Source organism: [Mycobacterium] manitobense (assembly GCF_025821665.1).
In the GTDB taxonomy this organism is placed as follows: Bacteria; Actinomycetota; Actinomycetes; order Mycobacteriales; family Mycobacteriaceae; genus Mycobacterium; species Mycobacterium arseniciresistens.
In genome coordinates this window covers 40203-57648 of record NZ_JACKSJ010000247.1, presented here as the reverse complement: position 1 = coordinate 57648, position 17446 = coordinate 40203, and the positions used below count along the sequence as shown (strand labels likewise).

The following is a 17446-nucleotide window of genomic DNA, read 5'->3' as shown; positions in this document are numbered from 1 at the left end:
GGCGCGGGCGGCGGCAGCACGGGCGGCCGAGGATCCCTTCACCATGCCGCGGCCGTGGTCGCCGTCGCCGGCGACCGCGTCGATGCGGCCGAGTTCGTCCTCCGCGTCGGCGAGCATGTCGGCCATCGCCTCGAGCGCCCGCGCGACCAGCCGGCCGCCGGACCGACTGTCGTCGTCGGAGAGTTCGGCCGGCCGCGGCGCCTCGGGTGCGGATCCGGTGTCGGTGTCCGTGCGCCGCGGACCCTGCTCTCCGACCGGCACCGCGCCCTTCCGGTAGGCAGGCGTGTCCGCCGGTGCGGTCCAGTACCGCTCGAGCGTCTCGTCCAGCCACATCACGGTCAGTGAGCAGCCCGCCATGTCGAGGCTGGTGACGAGTTCACCCACCTCCGGGTCCACGACGGTGTAGCCCCGCTCGCGCAGCAGCCGTGCCACCTCGCCCCAGACCACGAACAGCTCCTCGTACTTGGTGCGGCCGAGCCCGTTGAGGATCACCGCGATCCGCTCCCGGGCGTCGTCCGGTTTCTCCGCCAGCACGCCGTCGACGAGGGTGACGGCCAGGTCCGCCGCGGTCGGCATCGACTCCTCGGCCACGCCCGGTTCGCCGTGGATGCCGAGCCCGACGCCCATCGTGCCCTCGGGCACGGTGAACAGCGGATGATCGGCGCCCGGCAGCGTGCAGCCGTCGAACGCCACGCCGAGGGTGCGGGTGGCGGCGTTCGCGGCTTCCGCGACCGCGACCACACCGGCCAGGTCGAGACCCTCCTCGGCGGCGGCGCTCGCGCACTTGAAGACGGTGAAATCGCCTGCGATGCCGCGTCTCTTGGACTCCTCGCCCTTCGGGGCACTGGCGACGTCGTCGGTGACGGCGAAGTAATGCGCGTCGATGCCCTCGCCGCGCAGCTGTGTCACCGCCAGGCCGAAGTTCATCACGTCGCCGGCGTAGTTCCCGGTGGTGAGCAGCACACCGGCGTCGCCGTGCGCGGCGCGCGCCACCGACGCCGCCTCCTCGGCCGACGGGGAAGTGAAGATGTTGCCGACCACGGCGCCGTCGGCGAAGCCGGTTCCCACCGTGCCGCAGAACGCCGGGTAGTGGCCGGATCCGCCGCCGATGACGACGGCGACCTTGCCGGGCCGGGTCTGCTGCGCGCGCACCACTCCGCCGGGCACGCCGACGACGTAGCGGGCGTTGGCGTCGAGGAACCCGACGAGCATGTCCTCGGTGAACCGCGCCGGGTCGTTGAAGAGCTTGGTCATCGCAACCGGTCTCCCGACTCGACATCGAACAGGTAGACCCGCTCGGGCGGTGCGGTGACGGTCACCTGCTGCTCGGGCTCGTAGCTCTCCGCGGCCGGCGTCTGGACCACGATGCCCTCCTCCATCCCGGCGACGGTGCTGGTGGCCAGGCCGAACTCGAGCAGGTGCTCGAAGTACGCGATCGTGGCGGCGACGCCGCGGGAGGGGTCGGTCGTGATCGCGCAGTCCTGCGGGCGGACGCCGACACTGACCTTCGTGCCGTCGGCGATGCCGGTCACGGTAGTGTCCAGAGTGCCTGCGTCCCTGCCGATCTCGACCCGCACCCGGCCGTCGACCGTGCGGGCGGTGCCGCGCAGCACGTTGATCTGTGGTTCGCCGACGAACTGCGCGACGAACAGGTTCGCCGGGTCGTCGAACACCTCGTCCGGCGTGCCGAACTGCTGGACCACGCCGGCGTCCATCACGGCGAGGCGGTCGGCCAGCGACAGCGCCTCGACCTGGTCGTGGGTGACGACGATGGTGGTGTAGCCGAATTCGCGCTGCAGCACCTTCAGTTCACGCCGCACCCGCTGCCGCGCCGAGGCGTCGAGGTGGCTGAGCGGTTCGTCGAGCAGCAGCACCGGCGGGTTGCGGACCAGCGCGCGCGCCAACGCCACCCGTTGCTTCTGACCGCTGGACAGCCCCGCCGGCCGCAGGTTCATCATGTCGCGCATCTCGAGCCGCTCGCTGATGGAGTCGACCATCTGCTCGGCGCCCTTGACCTTGCGTGCCTTCAGTCCGTAGAGCAGGTTGTCGCGCACCGACATCGGCGGGTACAGCGCGTAGCTCTCGAAGCCGACACCGATGCCGCGCTTGGCCGCGGGCAGCTGGGAGATCTCCCGGTCGCCGATCTTGATGGACCCACTGGTGACGGTCTCCAGTCCGGCGATCATCCGCAGGGTGGTCGTCTTGCCGCAGCCCGAGGGTCCCAGTAGGGCGATCAGCTCGCCGGGAGCGATGTCGAGGTTGATGCCCTTGACCGCCTGGAAGCTCTCGCGGCCCCGCGCCATGTACGTCTTGACCAGGTCGGTGAGGGTGAGGCTCTGTGCGGTCGTGGTCTTCGGGGAGTTCATCGTTGCCGTCACTTCATCGCCTCCAGCATCTTCTCGGCGCCGAGCCGTTCGGTGTCGCCGTCACCGGCGGAGAACACATGGACGTCGCCATCCGCAACGGACATGGTGATCTCGGCGCCCTCGTCGACGCCCTCACGTCCGGACGCCAGCACGATCAGGGGCACTCCCCCGACCTCGACGGCCAGTTCGACGTTGCGGCCGAGTCGCTCGGCGAGCGTCACCCTGCCGCGCAGTGCGCCCGCACCGGGGGTGACGTGGATATCGCAGGGCCGCAGTCCGACCCGCACGCGGTCACCCCGGTCGACCGTGGTGCCTGCGGGCACCGGCACGTCGAACGAGCCGTCGCCCAGCCGGATCCGGCCGTCGTCGACGACGCCGTCGAGGAGGTTGATCTCCGGCTGCCCCAGCGCCTTGGCGACGAAGGTGTCCGCCGGTCGCCGCCAGATCTCCTCCGGAGTGCCGATCTGGACGAGGGTGCCCTCGCGCATCACGGCGATGCGATCGCCCAGCGCGAGCGCCTCCTGGTAGTCGTGGGTGACGTAGAGCGTGGTGGTGTTCGACATCGCGCCCAGTTGTTTGAGCTCGGCCCGCATCGAGGCACGCAGCTTGGCGTCGAGGTGGCTGAGTGGTTCGTCGAGCAGGTAGATGTCGGCGGGCCGCACCAGCACCCGGCCCAGGGCGACGCGCTGGCGCTGGCCGTTGGACAGCTCGCGTGGGAACCGTGCGAGCAGGTGGTTGATCCCCAGCGTGGTGGTGACCTGGTCGATCCGCTCGGTGCGCTGCGCCTCGGTGTAGCGGCCCGTCCTGCCCGATTTCAGCGGCGAGGCGAGGTTCTCGCTGACCGTCTTCTGCGGGTACAGCGCGTAGCTCTCGAAGGCCATCGCGACGTTGCGGTGATACGGCTCCACCCGGGTGACGTCCCGGCCGCCGATCGCCACCGACCCGCCGTCGATGTCGACCAGGCCGGCGATCGACTTGAGCGTCGTGGTCTTTCCCGCGCCGCTGGGCCCGAGGATGACGAAGAACTCGCCGTCCTCGATGTCGACGGATATCCCGTTGACCGCGTGAGTTTTTCCGAACGACTTGTGCAGATCGACAACCGATACCGTGGCCATCAGGCTTTCACCGCCCCGAACGACAGGCCCCGGACCAGGTAGCGCTGAATGGTCAGCGCCAGGATGAGGGGCGGGAGAGCCGCGATGATCGCCGCCGCGGCCGTGAGGTTGTAGTACGCCTGGCCGCCGCCGCCGAGGAACTTCGTGATCGCCACGGTGACGGTGCCGGCATTGCTGTCGGCCAGGATGAGCGGGAACACGTAGTTGTTCCAGGCGAAGATGAACGCCAGCAGCGCCGCCGCGGCGATACCCGGCCGCACGATGGGCAGTGCGACCATCATGAAGGCGCGCCTGCGGGTGTAGCCGTCGAGCAGCGCCGCCTGCTCGAGATCCTCCGGCAGGTCCTGGAAGTAGGACCGCAGGATCCACACCACCAGCGGCATCGTGACCAGCTGCAGCACCCAGATCATGCCGACCTTGGTGTCGAACAGGCCGATCTGGTTGTAGATCACGAACAGCGGCACGATGACCATCAGCTCCGGTGCGAAGCGGAACGACAGCATCTGGAACATCAGGTCGTTGGAGCCCCGGTACTGCCAGCGGCCGGCGGCGTAGGCGGCGGGAATGCCGATGATCAGCGAGACGAGCACCGCGCCACCGCAGTTGAGCAGGCTGGTCAGCAGTGACGCCTTGAAGTCGACGCTCGTCATCTGGGTGCCCTTCTCGGACAGCACCGTGGCGAAGTTCGACCACGTCGGGCTGAACGAGAAGTAGGTGGTGGTCTGCTGCTCGGCGTTCTTCAGGGCCAGCATCAGCATCCAGAAGATGGGGAACAGCGAGAACAGGAACCAGAACACCAGTCCGACGTCGGCGGCCACCGCGCCGATCGACATCCGCTTCTGGCCCGGGAGGAGTTCGGCCCGGCTCAACTTGAGTGCCATCTCTCTAGGACTCCGCTCCGGCAGCACGACGCTGCGCCTTGCCGAGCACGCTCACCAGGTAGCGCGCGGTGATGAACACGATGATCCAGAGCAGCAGCATGTAGGTGCTGCCGCGGGAGTAGTCGAGGTTGATGATCGAGTCCTCGAACGCGCCGATCTGCAGGGTGCGGGTGGCCACGCCCGGGCCGCCCGCGGTGAGCACGTAGATGTGGTCGAACACCTTGAGGTTGTCCATGAACCGGAAGATGACGGCGACCAGGATGTAGGGCCACAGCATCGGCAGCATCAGCTTGCGGAACATGTAGAACCAGCCCGCGCCGTCGACCTCGGACGCCTCGAACGGCTCCCTGGGCAGTGACCGGATGCCCGCGAGCACCAGGATCGCCACGAACGGGGTGAAGATCCAGATGTCGACCAGGATCACCGAGAACAGCGCGTTGCCCGCCGACAGCCAATCGAAGGTGTTGCCCAGTCCGAGAACGTGGTTGAGGATGCCGAACTGCGGGTTGAACATCAGCTTCCAGATGACGCCCGCGATCACCGGGGCGATCATCAGCGGCAGGATCAGCACCTTCTCGAAGATCTTGCCGATGATCGACGACCGGTTGAGCAGCAGCGCCAACCCGACGCCGAGCACGGTCTCGATCGCCGTGGCGAGCACCGCGAAGATCGCGGTGACCTGCACGCTGCGCCAGAACACCTGATCGCCGAGCACCGAGGCGAAGTTCTGGAACCAGACGAAGTGCGGGTCGGGGTTGACCGCGGCGTAGTTGAGGAAGGCGTAGTACGCGCCGACGGCGAACGGATAGAGGATCCCGATGACGATCACCAGGGCCGGGATCGAGAGCAGGTACGGCCGCAGCCTGCGGCGCCACGTCGGCACCTCGGGCAGGTCGCGCCCCGGAGTCCGAGCCGGCTGCTCCGGCGACGTCTCCGGAGCCTTGGGGGTCTGAGTTGTCATGTGCGCCAGCGCTCCTAGAGGTTGACCTTGGAGGTGTTGGTCTTGGCGAGGCTGCGCAGCCGGGTCGCCGCGTCGTCACCGCCGTAGATGTCCTGCAGCGCCACCGCCCAGCTCTGCGTGGTGTCGAAGAACTTCTTCTGCGGGGTGAACTGGATCTTCGACTCCCCGATCACCGTCTCGAACGCCTCGAGGTAGCCGAACTGATCGGCGGCGACCCGTTTGAACGTGGTGTCGAACACCGACTTCCGCACCGGATCGGCGTAGGTGCCACCCTGGACGGCCTTGTTCATGGACTCCTTGCCGGTGGCCCATTGGATGAAGAGCCAGGCCGGCAGCTTGTTCCGCGACGCCGAGCTCATCGCCCAGCTCCACGTCCAGAGATTCGTCTTGTAGTTGCCGTCGGGCCCTGCGGGTCCCGCGTACCACGCGATGTTGCCCGCCTCCTTGCTCGCTCCCGGCTTGTTCTTCGGGTAGGTGGCGCTGTCGGCGTCGAACACCATCATCGCCTTGCCGTCGCCGAGATCGCCGGTGGCATTCGGGTAGTCGTAGGTGGTCCACGACGTCGGCCCGGCCCGGTGCTGGAGGTCGATCCACTTGTTGGTGAAATCGATGGCCTTGTCGCTGTCCATCTCGGCGACCAGTTCGGAACCGTTGAACGTGTAGTCGACCGCACCCTGGCGGGTGTACTGGGTCATGAAGCCGGGATGGATGGTCGCCCACGACTTGGATCCGCGGGTGGACAGGCCGTACCGGTTCTCCGAGCGGTCGGTGAGGTCGACGGCGAGCTGGATGAAGTCGTCGAGGTTGTCGGGCAGCTTCTTGATGCCCTTCTCGTCGAAGACCCGCTTGTTGTAGGCCACCACGTTGTTCTCGAACCCCCACGGGATCGCCCACTGTCCGCCGGTGCCCAACGGGTTTCCGAGGGTGAAGTCCCACCGGGTGGAAGTGCGCAGCCCGTCGAAGATATCCTCGAAGTCGTACTCCGCGCTGGTGGCGGAGCTGTTCTTCAGCCAGGGGTCGAGGTCTTCGATCCAGCCGGGCGGGCCGTACTGCCAGATGAAGTACGCACCGAGCATGAACGCGTCGTGCTTGCCCGAACCGCCGGCGAGCTCGGTGTTCAACTTGGTGAAGTAGTCGGCCTCGGGCACCAGGTCGACGTTGACGTTGATGCCGGTGAGATCGGTGAACTCCTGCAGCAGTGGCTGATACGACAGCTGGTAGGGGTGCGGGGTCTGCAGGATGTTGATCGTCGACCCCGCCGCCTTGCGCCAGTCGAATCCGCCGCTGATCTCCGACGCCCCGTTCGGCGCACCGGCCTTGCCGCCCACGCCGCAGGCCGACAGCACCGGCAGGCTCGCCGCGGCGGCTCCGGCGATGCCCATCGCGGCCAACATGTCGCGCCGCGTCATCCGCGGACCCGAGGGATTGAATCGACTCATGTCTTCGGTCCTTCGCTCGATCAGGCCGGGATCAACGAGACCTTGACGGACTCCTTGCCGCTCGCCACCAGGTCCAGGCCCTTCTGGAAGTCGGTGAGCGGCAACTGGTGGGTGCAGATCTGCTCCATCGGCAGCACACCGGACTCGATCATCTTGATGGCGGCCGGCCAGCAGTACGGGCCGAGGTGCGCGCCGAGGACGTCGAGCTCCTTGTCGTCGCTGATGATGCTCCAGTCCACGGTGACGTCGCTGCCGAAGACGCCGTACTCGACGTAGCGGCCGAGCTTGCGCAGCAGGTTCAGCCCCTGCGGCACTGCGGAGGTGTGGCCGGTGCCCTCGAGGTAGACGTCCGCACCGTAGCCCTCGGTCAGGTCCTTGACGATCTGCTCGGCGTCCTGTTCGGCGATGTTGATGGTCAGGTCGGCGCCACACCGGGCGGCCAGTTCCAGCTTCTCGGGCGCCATATCCAGCGCGATCACCCGCATCGGGTTCTTGGCGCGTGCACCCGCGACCATGCCGAGGCCGATCGGGCCGCAACCGGCGACCACCACGGTGTCCTCGAAGGTGATCTGCGCGCGCTCGACGGCGTGCAGGGCGCATGACAGCGGCTCGGCGAACGCCGCGTGCGCGGGGGCGACATCGCCGGACACCTTGTGCACCAGTGCTTCCGCCGGATAGACCATGTAGCTGGCCATCGCCCCGGGTGTGCGGCGCTTGAAGCCGTAGAGGTCGTGCGGCTGGCACATGTGGTACTGGCCGCGTTTGCAGAACCGGCACTCCCAGCAGGGCACGATCTGCTCGGAGACCACCCGGTCGCCGACCGCGATCCCCCAGCGCTGCGCGGCCTCGTCGTCGAGTTCGACCACCCGGCCGACGAATTCGTGCCCCGGGATCACCATGGTCTCGGCCCAGGCCGGACGGTTCTCGTCGCCCCAGAACTTGGCGGCGCCGTGGTAGCACTTCAGGTCACTGGCACAGATGCCCACCGCCTCGACCCGGATGAGCGCTTCCCCGGGACCGCGCTGGGGCACGGCGACTTCCTCGAGTCGGTAGTCGTGCGGGCCGTGGCACACCACTGCCTGCATCTTCTCGGGAATCTGTGCGGTCATCGCGGCTCCTCGGGATGTGGTTGCAGTCACACTAACCAACCTATGCACATATGTCCAGAACACTTGTTCAATGAGAATTTGTTCAGGAATACGTGTTCAAGCTGCGTGTCGATGGCATACTCGGTGCGTGCCCCGGCCCGCACAGCCCGTCAGCCCGGCCGGTGTCGACGGTGCCGCCGCCGACGCCGACGCCGGCCACTTCTCGGCGTCGCTGCTGTACACCGCGGCCAAGCTCTATTACACCGAGGACGCCACCCAGGCCGACGTGGCCGCCCAGCTCGGCACCAGCCGTGCGACGGTGAGTCGCCTTCTGGCCGAAGCCAAACGACGCGGCATCGTCCGCATCGAGGTCGTCCCACCGGCCGAGGTCGCCACCGGCGATCTGAGCGACCGGCTGATGCGCGCGCTGGCGCTGACGACGGTGTTCCTCAGTCACCCGCTGCCGAATCCGGGACCGGGCCGGACGATCGTCGACGTGATGGGCGCCGCACTGGCACCGGCGGTCGGTCGCGCGCTCGGCGCGGCGGGACTGCTGCCCGGCGACGTGCTGCTGGTGTCGTCGGGACGCACCGTCTACGAGGTGGCGCAGTACGAGATGCACGCACTGCCCGGGGTGCTCGTCGCCCCGACCGTGGGTGGCAACGACCAGCCCGAAGAGTGGTACCAGACCAACGAGATCACCCGGCTGGTGGCCAACCGCGTCAACGGCAGGCCGAATTACCTGTTCGCCCCGGCACTCCCGGGTGCCGACCTGTACCCGTCGCTGCTCAACGACCCGAGCATCCAGCGGGTGCTGCATCTGTGGCCACACGCCCGGTGCGCGCTCATGGGCGTAGGGGCGCCTCCGCTGATGCGGTCGGACATCCCCCGGTTCGTGCCCACCCGCTCCACCTCGCTGCGCGCCGCGGTGGGTGACGTCTGCTCCCGGTTCTACGACCGCGACGGCGAACCGGTCGAGTTCGACGGCAGCGACCGGTTGATCGCCGTCGAACTCGACGCCCTGCGCCACATCCCGGTCACCATCGCCGTGGCTGTCGGGCCGGACAAAGTCGAGTCGATCATCGCCGGCGCCCGCGGTGGCTACTTCAATCAGCTCGTCACCGATCCGGCGACGGCCGCGGCGATCCTCGACGCCCTCGACCACGCCGCCTGACCGCCGTCGTGAAAGGACACCCGTGACCACGACCGCCGATTCGCGCTACTCCGGAGTGCTGCGCCTGGACGGCAAGCGCGCCCTGATCACCGGCGCGACCAAGGGCATCGGCGCCGACATCGCGCGGGCCTTCGCCGCCGCCGGTGCACACCTGGTGCTCAGCGGCCGCGACGAGGGCGAACTGGATGCGGCACGCGCCACGCTGTCGGACCGTTACGGAGCCGAGGTGCGCACCGCCGCAGTCGATCTCGCTCGGCCGGACGGACCGGACATGCTCGCCGGGCTCGCCGGCGAAGCCTTCGGTGGCCTCGACGTGCTGGTCAACAACGCCGGCATCTCACATCCCCAGCCGGCCGTCGACACCGATCCTGCCCTGTTCGACGCCACCATCGCCGTCAACCTGCGGGCGCCTGCGCTGCTGGCCGCCGCCGTCGGTGCGGCGATGGTCCGGCAGGGCACCGGCGGCGCCATCATCACCGTCGCCTCCGCCGCGGCGCTGGCGCCACTGCCCGACCACTACGCGTACTGCGCGTCGAAGGCAGGGCTCGTCATGGCGACCAAGGTGCTCGCCCGCGAACTCGGTCCGCACGGCATCCGGGCCAACTCGGTGTGCCCAACGGTCGTGCTGACCGAGATGGGGCAGCGGGTGTGGGGCGAGGACGCCAAGGCGGCTCCCATGCTCGCGCGTATCCCGCTGGGCCGCTTCGCCGTTCCGCACGAGGTGTCCGACGCGGTGGTGTGGCTGGCGTCCGACGCCGCCAGCATGGTCAACGGTGTCGACCTGCCGCTCGACGGCGGCTACACGATGGGCTGATCGCGCCGTTCGGTGGCCGCGAGCCGGTGCACCTGCTCGCGGGTGGCCGGGTACAGCTCCAGCCAGGTCCCGTACAGATCGTCGTAGCGGGCCCGGTTGGCGGGGTCGGGTTCGATCTCCCTGGCGATCCTTGCCCAGTCGGTGCTCGGCGGCACCAGGCCGATGCCGATCGCGGCCAGCAGCGCGTCGCCGTAACTCGCGCCGATCGCCTGCTCGGGGACCTGCTGCGGGCGACCGGTGATGTCGGACAGCGTCTGCGCCCACACAGGACTGCGCAGGCCGCCGCCGACGGCCACCGTGCGGGCCGCCGAGTGGGCGTCGTCGAACTTCTCCAGGATCTGCCGGATACCGAACGAGATGCCCTCGTAGGCCGCCCGGAACAGGTGACCGCGGCTGTGGCGCAACGTCAGCCCGGCGACCACGCCGCGGGCCTGTGGGTCGAACACCGGCGTGCGCTCCCCCGCGAGGTACGGCAGCATCAGCAGCCCGTCGCTGCCGGGCGGCACGCTGCGCGCCTCGGCCATCAGATCGTCGAAACTGGCGCCGCCGGTGATGTTCTGCAGCCACCCGATGAGGCTGCCCGCCGTGGAGGTGCCCGCGGCCAACGCCAGTGTGTCGGGTTCGACGCCGGCTGTGGTCCACAGCGCCGGATCGCTGTGATAGGTGTCGATGACCTGCACCAGGAACATCGTCGACCCGTACATCAGCATCTGATCGCCCGGACGCCGGACGCCCACCGAGAACGCCTCCGAGTAGGCGTCGACCGTGCCCGCCGCCACGGGGGTGCCCGCGGGCACGCCGGTGGCCTCGGCCGCCGCCGGGGTCACCCGGCCCACCACATCGCTGGGCCAGACCAGCCTCGGCAGTGGCAGATGTCCGCAGATCCGGCGCGCCCATTCGTCGTTCCAGGCGAACTCGCGGGTGGCGTACATCGGATCGCACTGGCTGGCGGTGTGGTGGTCCATCACGTACTCACCGGTGAGCTTCGCCGCGATGTAGGAGTTCGATCCGTACCAGCCGGCGGCACGTTCGAAGACTTCCGGCTCGTGACGGCGGACCCACTCCAGCTTGGGCCCCACGGCCTGGCTCGACAGCAGGGTGCCGGCACGCTCGAGGATCGCCTGCTCCCCCAGTTCGGCTGTCAGCGAGGCGATCTCGTCGGTTGCCCGGGTGTCGACGCCGTACAGGATCGCCGGCCGCAGCGGTCGCAGGTCACCGTCGCACAGCACCAGGCACGGCCCGACACCGCTGACACACATACCGGCCACCGCGGCGCCGTCGGGCAGTTGCGCCGTCAACGCGGTGCTGATCCGGCAGACCTCACTCCACCACAGGCCCTCGGCGTCGACCTCCGCCCATCCCGGGCGCGGCAGGCTCATCGCGTGTGCGATCGTCTCCGACGCGATCACCGATCCTTCGGCGTCGACCAGCACGCCCTTGGTGCTTCCCGTGCCCATGTCGATTCCGAGCAGCAGATCCACGGTCCCGACCCTACGCGGTGGGCCTACGCAGGCGTGGGCCGATCAGTGGGTGCGGGACGGGAACGGATCGTCGGAGAAGTCGATCTGCGCGCCGGGGTTGCCGATCGCGGTCACCACGCCAGTGCCGAATGCGCCGAGGTGGTCGAACAGGGTGGCCGTGCCGACCGCGACGCCGTCGTCGGCCCAGTGGGCGTCGGCCTGCACCCCCACCCAGTCGTCGACCGGCAGCCGCGCCAGCGCCACGGTGAGGTCGCCGTTGATGTAGCCGACACCGGCGGTGCCCAGGTTGGTCACCAGGCTCGTGCCCTCGGCCACCATGGCCGCCCGGACGAACGGCGTGTTGTCGGTGCCCTCGACCACGTCGGCGGTGCGGTTGACGGTGCGCTTGCGGGCGGCGTTCTGATGGTCGACGATCGCATGCGACCAGCCCACCCCGTCACTGCCGATGTTGATCGGCCTGCCCTGATCCAGATCGGCCGGTGGTTCGAAATCCATTGCGGCCGTCCACTCCTCGCCACGTGGCGGTGCGCCACGGCGGTACTGCACCAGCGTGGCGCGAGCCACCGTCACGCCGCCCTGCACGATCTCGCACTCCGCGTTGCGCACCCGCCTGCCGTCGCGGACCAGCCGCGTGACGGTCTCGGTCGGCACGCCTTTCGCGGCGCGGAAGAGGTCGACGGTGAGCCTTGCCGGCATCAGCTCCGGCAACCCGAACTGTGTCTCGAGCGCACGGGCAGCCAGGCCGACGACCGCCGGACCGTTGAGATGGTCGGCACCCCAGTGACTTTGGGCGAACCGCGTAGGTTGAAAGCGATCCTGGTCGAGCTGCGTGAAGTGTGCGGGTCGGGTCACCGGGGCATCTTCGCACAGTGCTGATCGTTCATCATCACTGGACGGTGCTGGACACATACTGCGGTGTTCCCGGACAATCGGCGGATGGACACCCGCCGGCTGCAACTGCTGCTGGCGCTGTCGCGGCTCGGTTCGATGCGGGCGGTCGCCGACGCACACGGACTCACCACGTCGACGGTGTCACAGCAGTTGGCCGCACTGGCCAGGGACACCGACACCCAGCTCATCGAACCCGACGGCCGGCGCGTGCGGCTCACCCCGGCCGGGCGGCGACTGGCCGACCACGCCGTGACGATCCTGGCGGCGGTCGACGCCGCGCGCCTCGACCTCGACCCCGACGCCGACCCGGCGGGCACGCTGCGCGTCGGCGGGTTCGCCACCGGGATCCGGGTCTCGCTGTTGCCGATTCTCGACGAACTGTCCCGCAGCCATCCCCAGGTCGACGTCGTGATCAGCGAATACGAGCCGATCGAGGCGTTCCGTCTGCTCGCCGACGACGACCTCGACCTGGCGCTGACCTACGAGTACGACCTCGCGCCGGCATCGCCGGACGCCGTCCTGGAGGCGGTGCCACTGTGGTCGACGCCCTGGGGCCTCGGAGTGCCCGACGACGACCCCAGCGACATCGCGGATCTCCGCGATTTCGCCGATCGCCGCTGGATCGTCAACTCCCGCAACACCGCCGACGAGGACGCTGTCCGCACGCTGGCGTCGCTGGCCGGTTTCACACCGACCATCGCCCACCAGATCGACAGCCTCGAGCTCGTCGAGGACCTGATCCGGACCGGCTACGGCGTCGGACTGCTGCCCGTGCACCGGCCGACGGGACCCGGAGTGCGGGTGCTGCCGCTGACCGAACCCGCCGTCATACTGACCGCGTTCGCCGTCACGCGGCGCGGCCGCTCGACGTGGCCGCCCCTGCGGCTGGTGCTCGACCGGTTACGGCCGCGGACCCGTCCGGTGCCTGCCGAATCGTGGCCGAGGCCGGCGGCCCGCCAGTGACGCGACCGGAATGCACCAGCCCGCACTGATTTTGCGTCACTGCCCGAGGGTCAGCGGCTGCGCGACGCGGTACTGGTCCAGCACAGCAGGGGTGGCGTCGGCGGTGTAGGAGGCCGTGATGCCGAAGGACCACTGCGGCGGCTCACCACCGGCGGCGAGCGTCCATGCCGCCTGCCGGGCAGCGCCGAGCGCCACATACTCCCCGGGGGTGGGAACGTGCACCGGCCTGCCCCAGATCGCGGGTGCGATCTTGCGGACGGCCCCGGATCGTGCCCCGCCTCCCACCAGGATGATGCGCTCCACCGCGACCCCCTGCGCCGCGATCTTGTCGATGCAGTAGGCCAGCGACGCCAGCAGTCCTTCGACCGCCGCCCGCGCCATGTTGGCGGCGGTGAGGTTCCGGGTCGTCGCCCCGTGCAGAGCGCCGGCCGACTCCGGCAGATTCGGTGAGCGCTCGCCGTCCAGGTACGGCACCAGCGTGAGACCCTCGGCTCCCGGCGGCGCCGACAGCGCCAACCGGTCGAGCTCGTCGAAGTCGACCCGGAGCAGCGCGGCGACCGCAGCCAGCACGGGTGCGCCGTTGAGTGTGCACACCAGGGGCAACTGCCGGCCGGTGGCATCGGCGAAACCCGCGACGATGCCTTCGGCGTCATGGGGTGCGGTGTGGCCGACCGCGCTGACCACGCCCGAGGTCCCCACGGAGATCACGCAGTCCCCCGGCTGGGCGCCGAGCCCCAACGCCGCGGCGGCGTTGTCCCCCGCGCCGGGCCCGAGCACCGCGCCGGCCGTTGTGCGGCCGGCCTCGTCGTGCGGACCGAGCACGACCGGCAACGACGGAGCGCGGCCCCGCATGGCCAGCTCGAGGAGATCGCGGTCGTAGGCGTCGCGCTCCGCCGAGAAGTACCCGGTGCCGCTGGCGTCACTGCGGTCGGTACGCAGGTCGGCGATGTCGGTCGAACCGGACAGCCGCCACGTCAACCAGTCGTGCGGCAGGCACACCGCCGCGGTCGCATCGGCGTGTGCCGGTTCGGCATCGGCGAGCCAGCGGAGTTTCGCCGCGGTGATCGACGCCACCGGGACCACGCCGATACGGTCCGCCCATGCGGCGCCGCCGCCGAGGTCGCCGACCAGATCCGCGGCCGCTGCCGCGGATCGGGTGTCGTTCCACAGCAGGGCATTCCGCACCACCGAACCGTGCTCGTCCAGACACACCATGCCGTGTTGTTGCGCGCCGACCGAAACGGCGGCGACGTCGTCGAGGCCGCCGGCGGCACTGACGGTGGCCTGCAACGCCGACCACCACAGCTGCGGGTCGACCTCCGTGCCGTCGGGATGCGGCGACGATGCCGCGCGCACCACCTCACCGCTCTCGGCATCGCAGATGACGACCTTGCAGGACTGCGTCGACGAGTCGAATCCCGCAACGAGCGTCACCGCTACCTCCTCGAATCCGGTCGAATGTCCCAGCCTAGTCAGCCGGGCCGATGATTCCCGGACGCTGTGCGGGTCGGTACCGGTATGCGAAAACTCGTCATCACCCAGAACGCCACGCTGGACGGATCGATCGAGATGCTCGACGACTGGTTCGACCCGCAGCTGCAGGATCAGGAACTTCTCGACGAGACGCACCGCCAGGACCGGGAGTCCGACGCGCTGCTGCTCGGACGGCGGACGTTCGAGGACTTCCGGGGGTACTGGCCCGAGCAGACCGACGACAGCACCGGCGTCACCGACTACCTCAACCAGGTCGCCAAGTACGTGGTGTCCTCCACACTGGGGGATCCGGGCTGGGCGAACTCGACGGTGCTGCGTGGGGATCCGGTGGCCGAGGTGGCTGCGCTGAAGGCCGCACCGGGCCGCGACATCGTGCTGACCGGCAGCATCTCGCTCGCCCATGCGCTCATCGCGGCCGGAGCGGTCGACGAGTTCCGGCTGACCGTCTACCCGACGGTGCAGGGCCGCGGACGAAAGCTGTTCCCCGACGGCCGCACACTCCCCCGGCTCTCGGTGCTCGAGCCGGCGCGCACCTTCCCCTCGGGTGTCACCTTGCTCAAGTACCGCGTCGGCTGACTTCGCCGAAGCCGGGAAGTCGGGTGCGCCGACTGCGAGAATGCCGTTGTGGACACCGAGCGTCCTGGCGCCGAGAGGTGGGATGCCGATCGCGAGGAGACCGAGGCGCAGCGGCTGGACCGCAACTGGTCGAGCCTGCTGCAGGAACTCCGGGTGGCGCAGACCGGGGTGCAGCTGCTGACGGGCTTCCTGCTGACGCTGCCGTTCCAGGCCCGGTTCCCTCAGCTCGACGCGGTGATGCGGCTGGTCTACCTGATCACCGTGGCCTGTTCGGTGGGCGCCACGGTGTTGCTGGTGGCGCCGGTGGGCATGCACCGGTTGCTGTTCCGGCGACACCGGATGGAGGCGTTGGTCGCCGCCTCCCATCGGTACGCGATGTGGGGCCTGCTGCTGCTGGGCGCCGCACTCACCGGAGTCGCCGTCGTCATCTTCGACACCGTCGCCGGGCGGACCGGTGCGTGGATCGCCGGTGGCGCGACGTTGCTGGCGCTGAACACCTTCTGGTTCGCGCTGCCGCTGTGGGGACGACGGAAGACCGACACGTCCTATTGAGGCAGATCAGGGTTTGTGAAGCGGATGCCGGGGGAACCCCCGGGCCATGTTGATTCGACGAGTCGCGCGCCCCATGTTGTCCGCCGTTTTCATCGGGCGCGGCGTAGACGCGCTGCGGAGCCCCAAGCCCGCCGCCGACGCCGCCCGACCGACACTCGACGGCCTGAGCAAGCTGCCCGATCCGGTCGGCCCCAATGTGCCGTCCGACGCCGAGACGGTCGCCAAGGTCACCGCGGCTGTCCAGATCGGAGGCGGCCTGCTGCTGGCGACGGGCAAGCTGCCGCGCTTCGCCTCGGCCGCACTGGCCCTCAGCGTGGTGCCGGGAAGCCTCGGCGCCCACGCCTTCTGGACCGAGACGGAGCCGGGGCGCAAGGCCGACGAGCGGCGCGCGTTCCTCACCGACATCAGCCTCATCGGCGGCCTGATCATCGCCGCCGTCGACACCGAGGGCAAGCCGTCCCTCGGCTGGCGCGGCCGCCGCGCCGCACGCAAGGTCTCGGTGGCCGTCACCTCCGCGCTGCCGGTGGGCGCGGCCGCGGGCAACTCGCTGACCGACAGCGAACTCGCCGAGAAGGTCGGCCACGGCCTGCACGTCAGCGCCGAGCGCAGCCGGGAGCTCGCACAGATCGCCCGTGAGCGCGGCGCCGAACTCGCCGAGGTCGCAGGCAAGCGCGGCGCAGAGTGGGCCGATGTGGCGCGTGAGCGTGGCGCCGAACTCGCCGAGGTCGCGAGCAAGCGCAGCGCCGAACTGGCCGAGGTGGCAGGCAAGCGCGGCGCCGAACTGGCCGACGTCGCAGGCAAGCGCAGCGCCGAACTCGCCGAGGTGGCTCGGGAACGCGGTTACGACTGGGCCGAACTCGCCCGCGAGCGCGGGTCGGATTGGGCCGACGTCGCCCGCGACCGCGCCCCCGAGCTCGCCGACGCGGCCGCCAAGCGCAGCGCCGCCGTCGCCGACGCCGCCCGCTACCGGGCCGGCGACCTCGCCGGCACCACACGCAAGGAACTGGAGAAGACCCGCAAGGAGCTCAACAAGCAGCAGAAGCGCCTGCGCTGACCCAGAAGACCGTCACCGCCCGAGCGGCCGTCGCCCCTTCCCGGCGCCCGCTCGGGCGGTACATTCGCATCCACCCCTTGTGAGCAGGAGCGAATGCAATGACTTCAGGCGAGTACGGTTCCCCGTCCGGTTCCTACGGCTCGCCGGGAGCGGGTGCGCCCGGCGCATTGCTGCCACGGTTTCTGGCCCGGCTGATCGACGGCATCCTCGTCGGCATCGTCGCCGGGCTGCTGATCGTGCTGACCGACAGCATGTCGAGCTTCTGGGCATCCGGCCTGTTCACCGGCGTGCCGATGTTCCTCTACTTCTTCGCGTTCGAGTTGACCCAGGGCTGGACCCCGGGCAAAAAGCTGCTCGGGCTGCACGTGCGTGGTGCCGGCGGCGCAGCCAAGCCGACCGCCCGCGAAGCGGCGATCCGCAACGCGTTCACGGTGCTCACCATCATTCCGCTGGTGGGTGGGCTGCTGGCCTTCGTGGCGATGGTCGTCATCGCGGTGACCATCAACGGCAGCCCGACCAAGCAGGGCAAGCACGACGAGCTGGCCGGCGGGACGCAGGTCGTCAAGGGCTGACGGCCTGCGTCCGCTGCCGGCGCGT

Annotated in this window: 17 protein-coding genes; 7 read left to right on the top strand and 10 right to left on the bottom strand. The window is 69.5% G+C overall.

Annotated elements, in window-relative coordinates; genetic code table 11:
- The 7 genes from H7I41_RS27355 to eltD form a co-directional block, all read right to left on the bottom strand.
- Positions 1-1254 (bottom strand): dihydroxyacetone kinase family protein (locus H7I41_RS27355; RefSeq protein WP_264015784.1); only part of this gene is annotated, 1254 nt, incomplete at its 3' end.
- Positions 1251-2366 (bottom strand): ABC transporter ATP-binding protein, encoded by a 1116-nt coding sequence (locus H7I41_RS27350; protein WP_264015783.1) that lies wholly within the window; start codon positions 2364-2366, stop codon positions 1251-1253. The genes H7I41_RS27350 and H7I41_RS27355, both read right to left, overlap by 4 nt.
- Before the next feature lie 8 nt (positions 2367-2374).
- Complete coding sequence (locus tag H7I41_RS27345; protein ID WP_264015782.1) at positions 2375-3481, bottom strand: ABC transporter ATP-binding protein; 1107 nt, start codon at positions 3479-3481, stop codon at positions 2375-2377.
- The gene (locus H7I41_RS27340; RefSeq protein ID WP_264015781.1) at positions 3481-4362 is read right to left on the bottom strand and encodes a carbohydrate ABC transporter permease; all 882 of its coding nucleotides are present in this window, start codon (positions 4360-4362) and stop codon (positions 3481-3483) included. Before H7I41_RS27340 ends, H7I41_RS27345 begins: the two co-directional genes overlap by 1 nt.
- 4 nt (positions 4363-4366) lie before the next feature.
- Entirely contained in the window at positions 4367-5323 is a 957-nt protein-coding gene (locus tag H7I41_RS27335) for a carbohydrate ABC transporter permease (RefSeq protein WP_264015780.1), read from the bottom strand.
- Positions 5324-5337: 14 nt separating this feature from the next.
- A complete protein-coding gene (locus tag H7I41_RS27330) occupies positions 5338-6762 on the bottom strand; it encodes an extracellular solute-binding protein (RefSeq protein WP_264015779.1) in 1425 nt (474 codons plus the stop codon).
- 20 nt (positions 6763-6782) lie between these two features.
- Positions 6783-7871: an erythritol/L-threitol dehyrogenase gene (eltD, locus tag H7I41_RS27325; RefSeq protein ID WP_264015778.1), complete on the bottom strand. Its 1089-nt coding sequence runs from the start codon at positions 7869-7871 to the stop codon at positions 6783-6785.
- A gap of 127 nt (positions 7872-7998) precedes the next feature.
- Between eltD and H7I41_RS27320 the strand changes: the two genes are divergently transcribed.
- Together H7I41_RS27320 and H7I41_RS27315 are read left to right on the top strand one after the other, a co-directional pair.
- A complete protein-coding gene (locus H7I41_RS27320; protein WP_264015777.1) occupies positions 7999-9024 on the top strand; it encodes a sugar-binding transcriptional regulator in 1026 nt (341 codons plus the stop codon).
- A gap of 22 nt (positions 9025-9046) precedes the next feature.
- Positions 9047-9838 carry an SDR family NAD(P)-dependent oxidoreductase gene (locus tag H7I41_RS27315; protein ID WP_264015776.1) on the top strand — a complete coding sequence of 264 codons (792 nt, stop codon included), beginning with the start codon at positions 9047-9049 and terminating at the stop codon, positions 9836-9838.
- Here the strand turns inward: H7I41_RS27315 and H7I41_RS27310 are convergent.
- Both H7I41_RS27310 and H7I41_RS27305 read right to left on the bottom strand, forming a co-directional pair.
- Positions 9823-11319 (bottom strand): FGGY-family carbohydrate kinase, encoded by a 1497-nt coding sequence (locus H7I41_RS27310; RefSeq protein ID WP_264015775.1) that lies wholly within the window; start codon positions 11317-11319, stop codon positions 9823-9825. The genes H7I41_RS27315 and H7I41_RS27310 overlap by 16 nt on opposite strands.
- Before the next feature lie 42 nt (positions 11320-11361).
- Positions 11362-12228 carry an acyl-CoA thioesterase domain-containing protein gene (locus tag H7I41_RS27305; RefSeq protein ID WP_264015774.1) on the bottom strand — a complete coding sequence of 289 codons (867 nt, stop codon included), beginning with the start codon at positions 12226-12228 and terminating at the stop codon, positions 11362-11364.
- A 27-nt stretch (positions 12229-12255) separates the two neighbouring features.
- Here H7I41_RS27305 and H7I41_RS27300 point away from each other — a divergent pair, with 27 nt between their 5' ends.
- Entirely contained in the window at positions 12256-13173 is a 918-nt protein-coding gene (locus H7I41_RS27300; protein ID WP_264015773.1) for a LysR family transcriptional regulator, read from the top strand.
- Between the two features lie 36 nt (positions 13174-13209).
- Here H7I41_RS27300 and H7I41_RS27295 read toward each other — a convergent pair whose 3' ends face one another.
- Positions 13210-14607: a xylulokinase gene (locus tag H7I41_RS27295; protein ID WP_264015772.1), complete on the bottom strand. Its 1398-nt coding sequence runs from the start codon at positions 14605-14607 to the stop codon at positions 13210-13212.
- Positions 14608-14691: 84 nt separating this feature from the next.
- Between H7I41_RS27295 and H7I41_RS27290 the strand changes: the two genes are divergently transcribed.
- From H7I41_RS27290 to H7I41_RS27275, 4 genes are all read left to right on the top strand, one after another.
- Positions 14692-15243 (top strand): dihydrofolate reductase family protein, encoded by a 552-nt coding sequence (locus tag H7I41_RS27290; protein WP_264015771.1) that lies wholly within the window; start codon positions 14692-14694, stop codon positions 15241-15243.
- A 48-nt stretch (positions 15244-15291) separates the two neighbouring features.
- Positions 15292-15795, top strand: a complete 504-nt coding sequence (locus H7I41_RS27285) for a DUF6328 family protein (RefSeq protein WP_264015770.1) — start codon at positions 15292-15294, stop codon at positions 15793-15795.
- A gap of 46 nt (positions 15796-15841) precedes the next feature.
- Positions 15842-16849 carry a DoxX family protein gene (locus H7I41_RS27280; RefSeq protein WP_264015769.1) on the top strand — a complete coding sequence of 336 codons (1008 nt, stop codon included), beginning with the start codon at positions 15842-15844 and terminating at the stop codon, positions 16847-16849.
- 98 nt (positions 16850-16947) lie between these two features.
- Positions 16948-17421, top strand: a complete 474-nt coding sequence (locus H7I41_RS27275) for an RDD family protein (protein ID WP_264015768.1) — start codon at positions 16948-16950, stop codon at positions 17419-17421.
- The last annotated feature ends 25 nt before the right edge of the window (positions 17422-17446 follow it).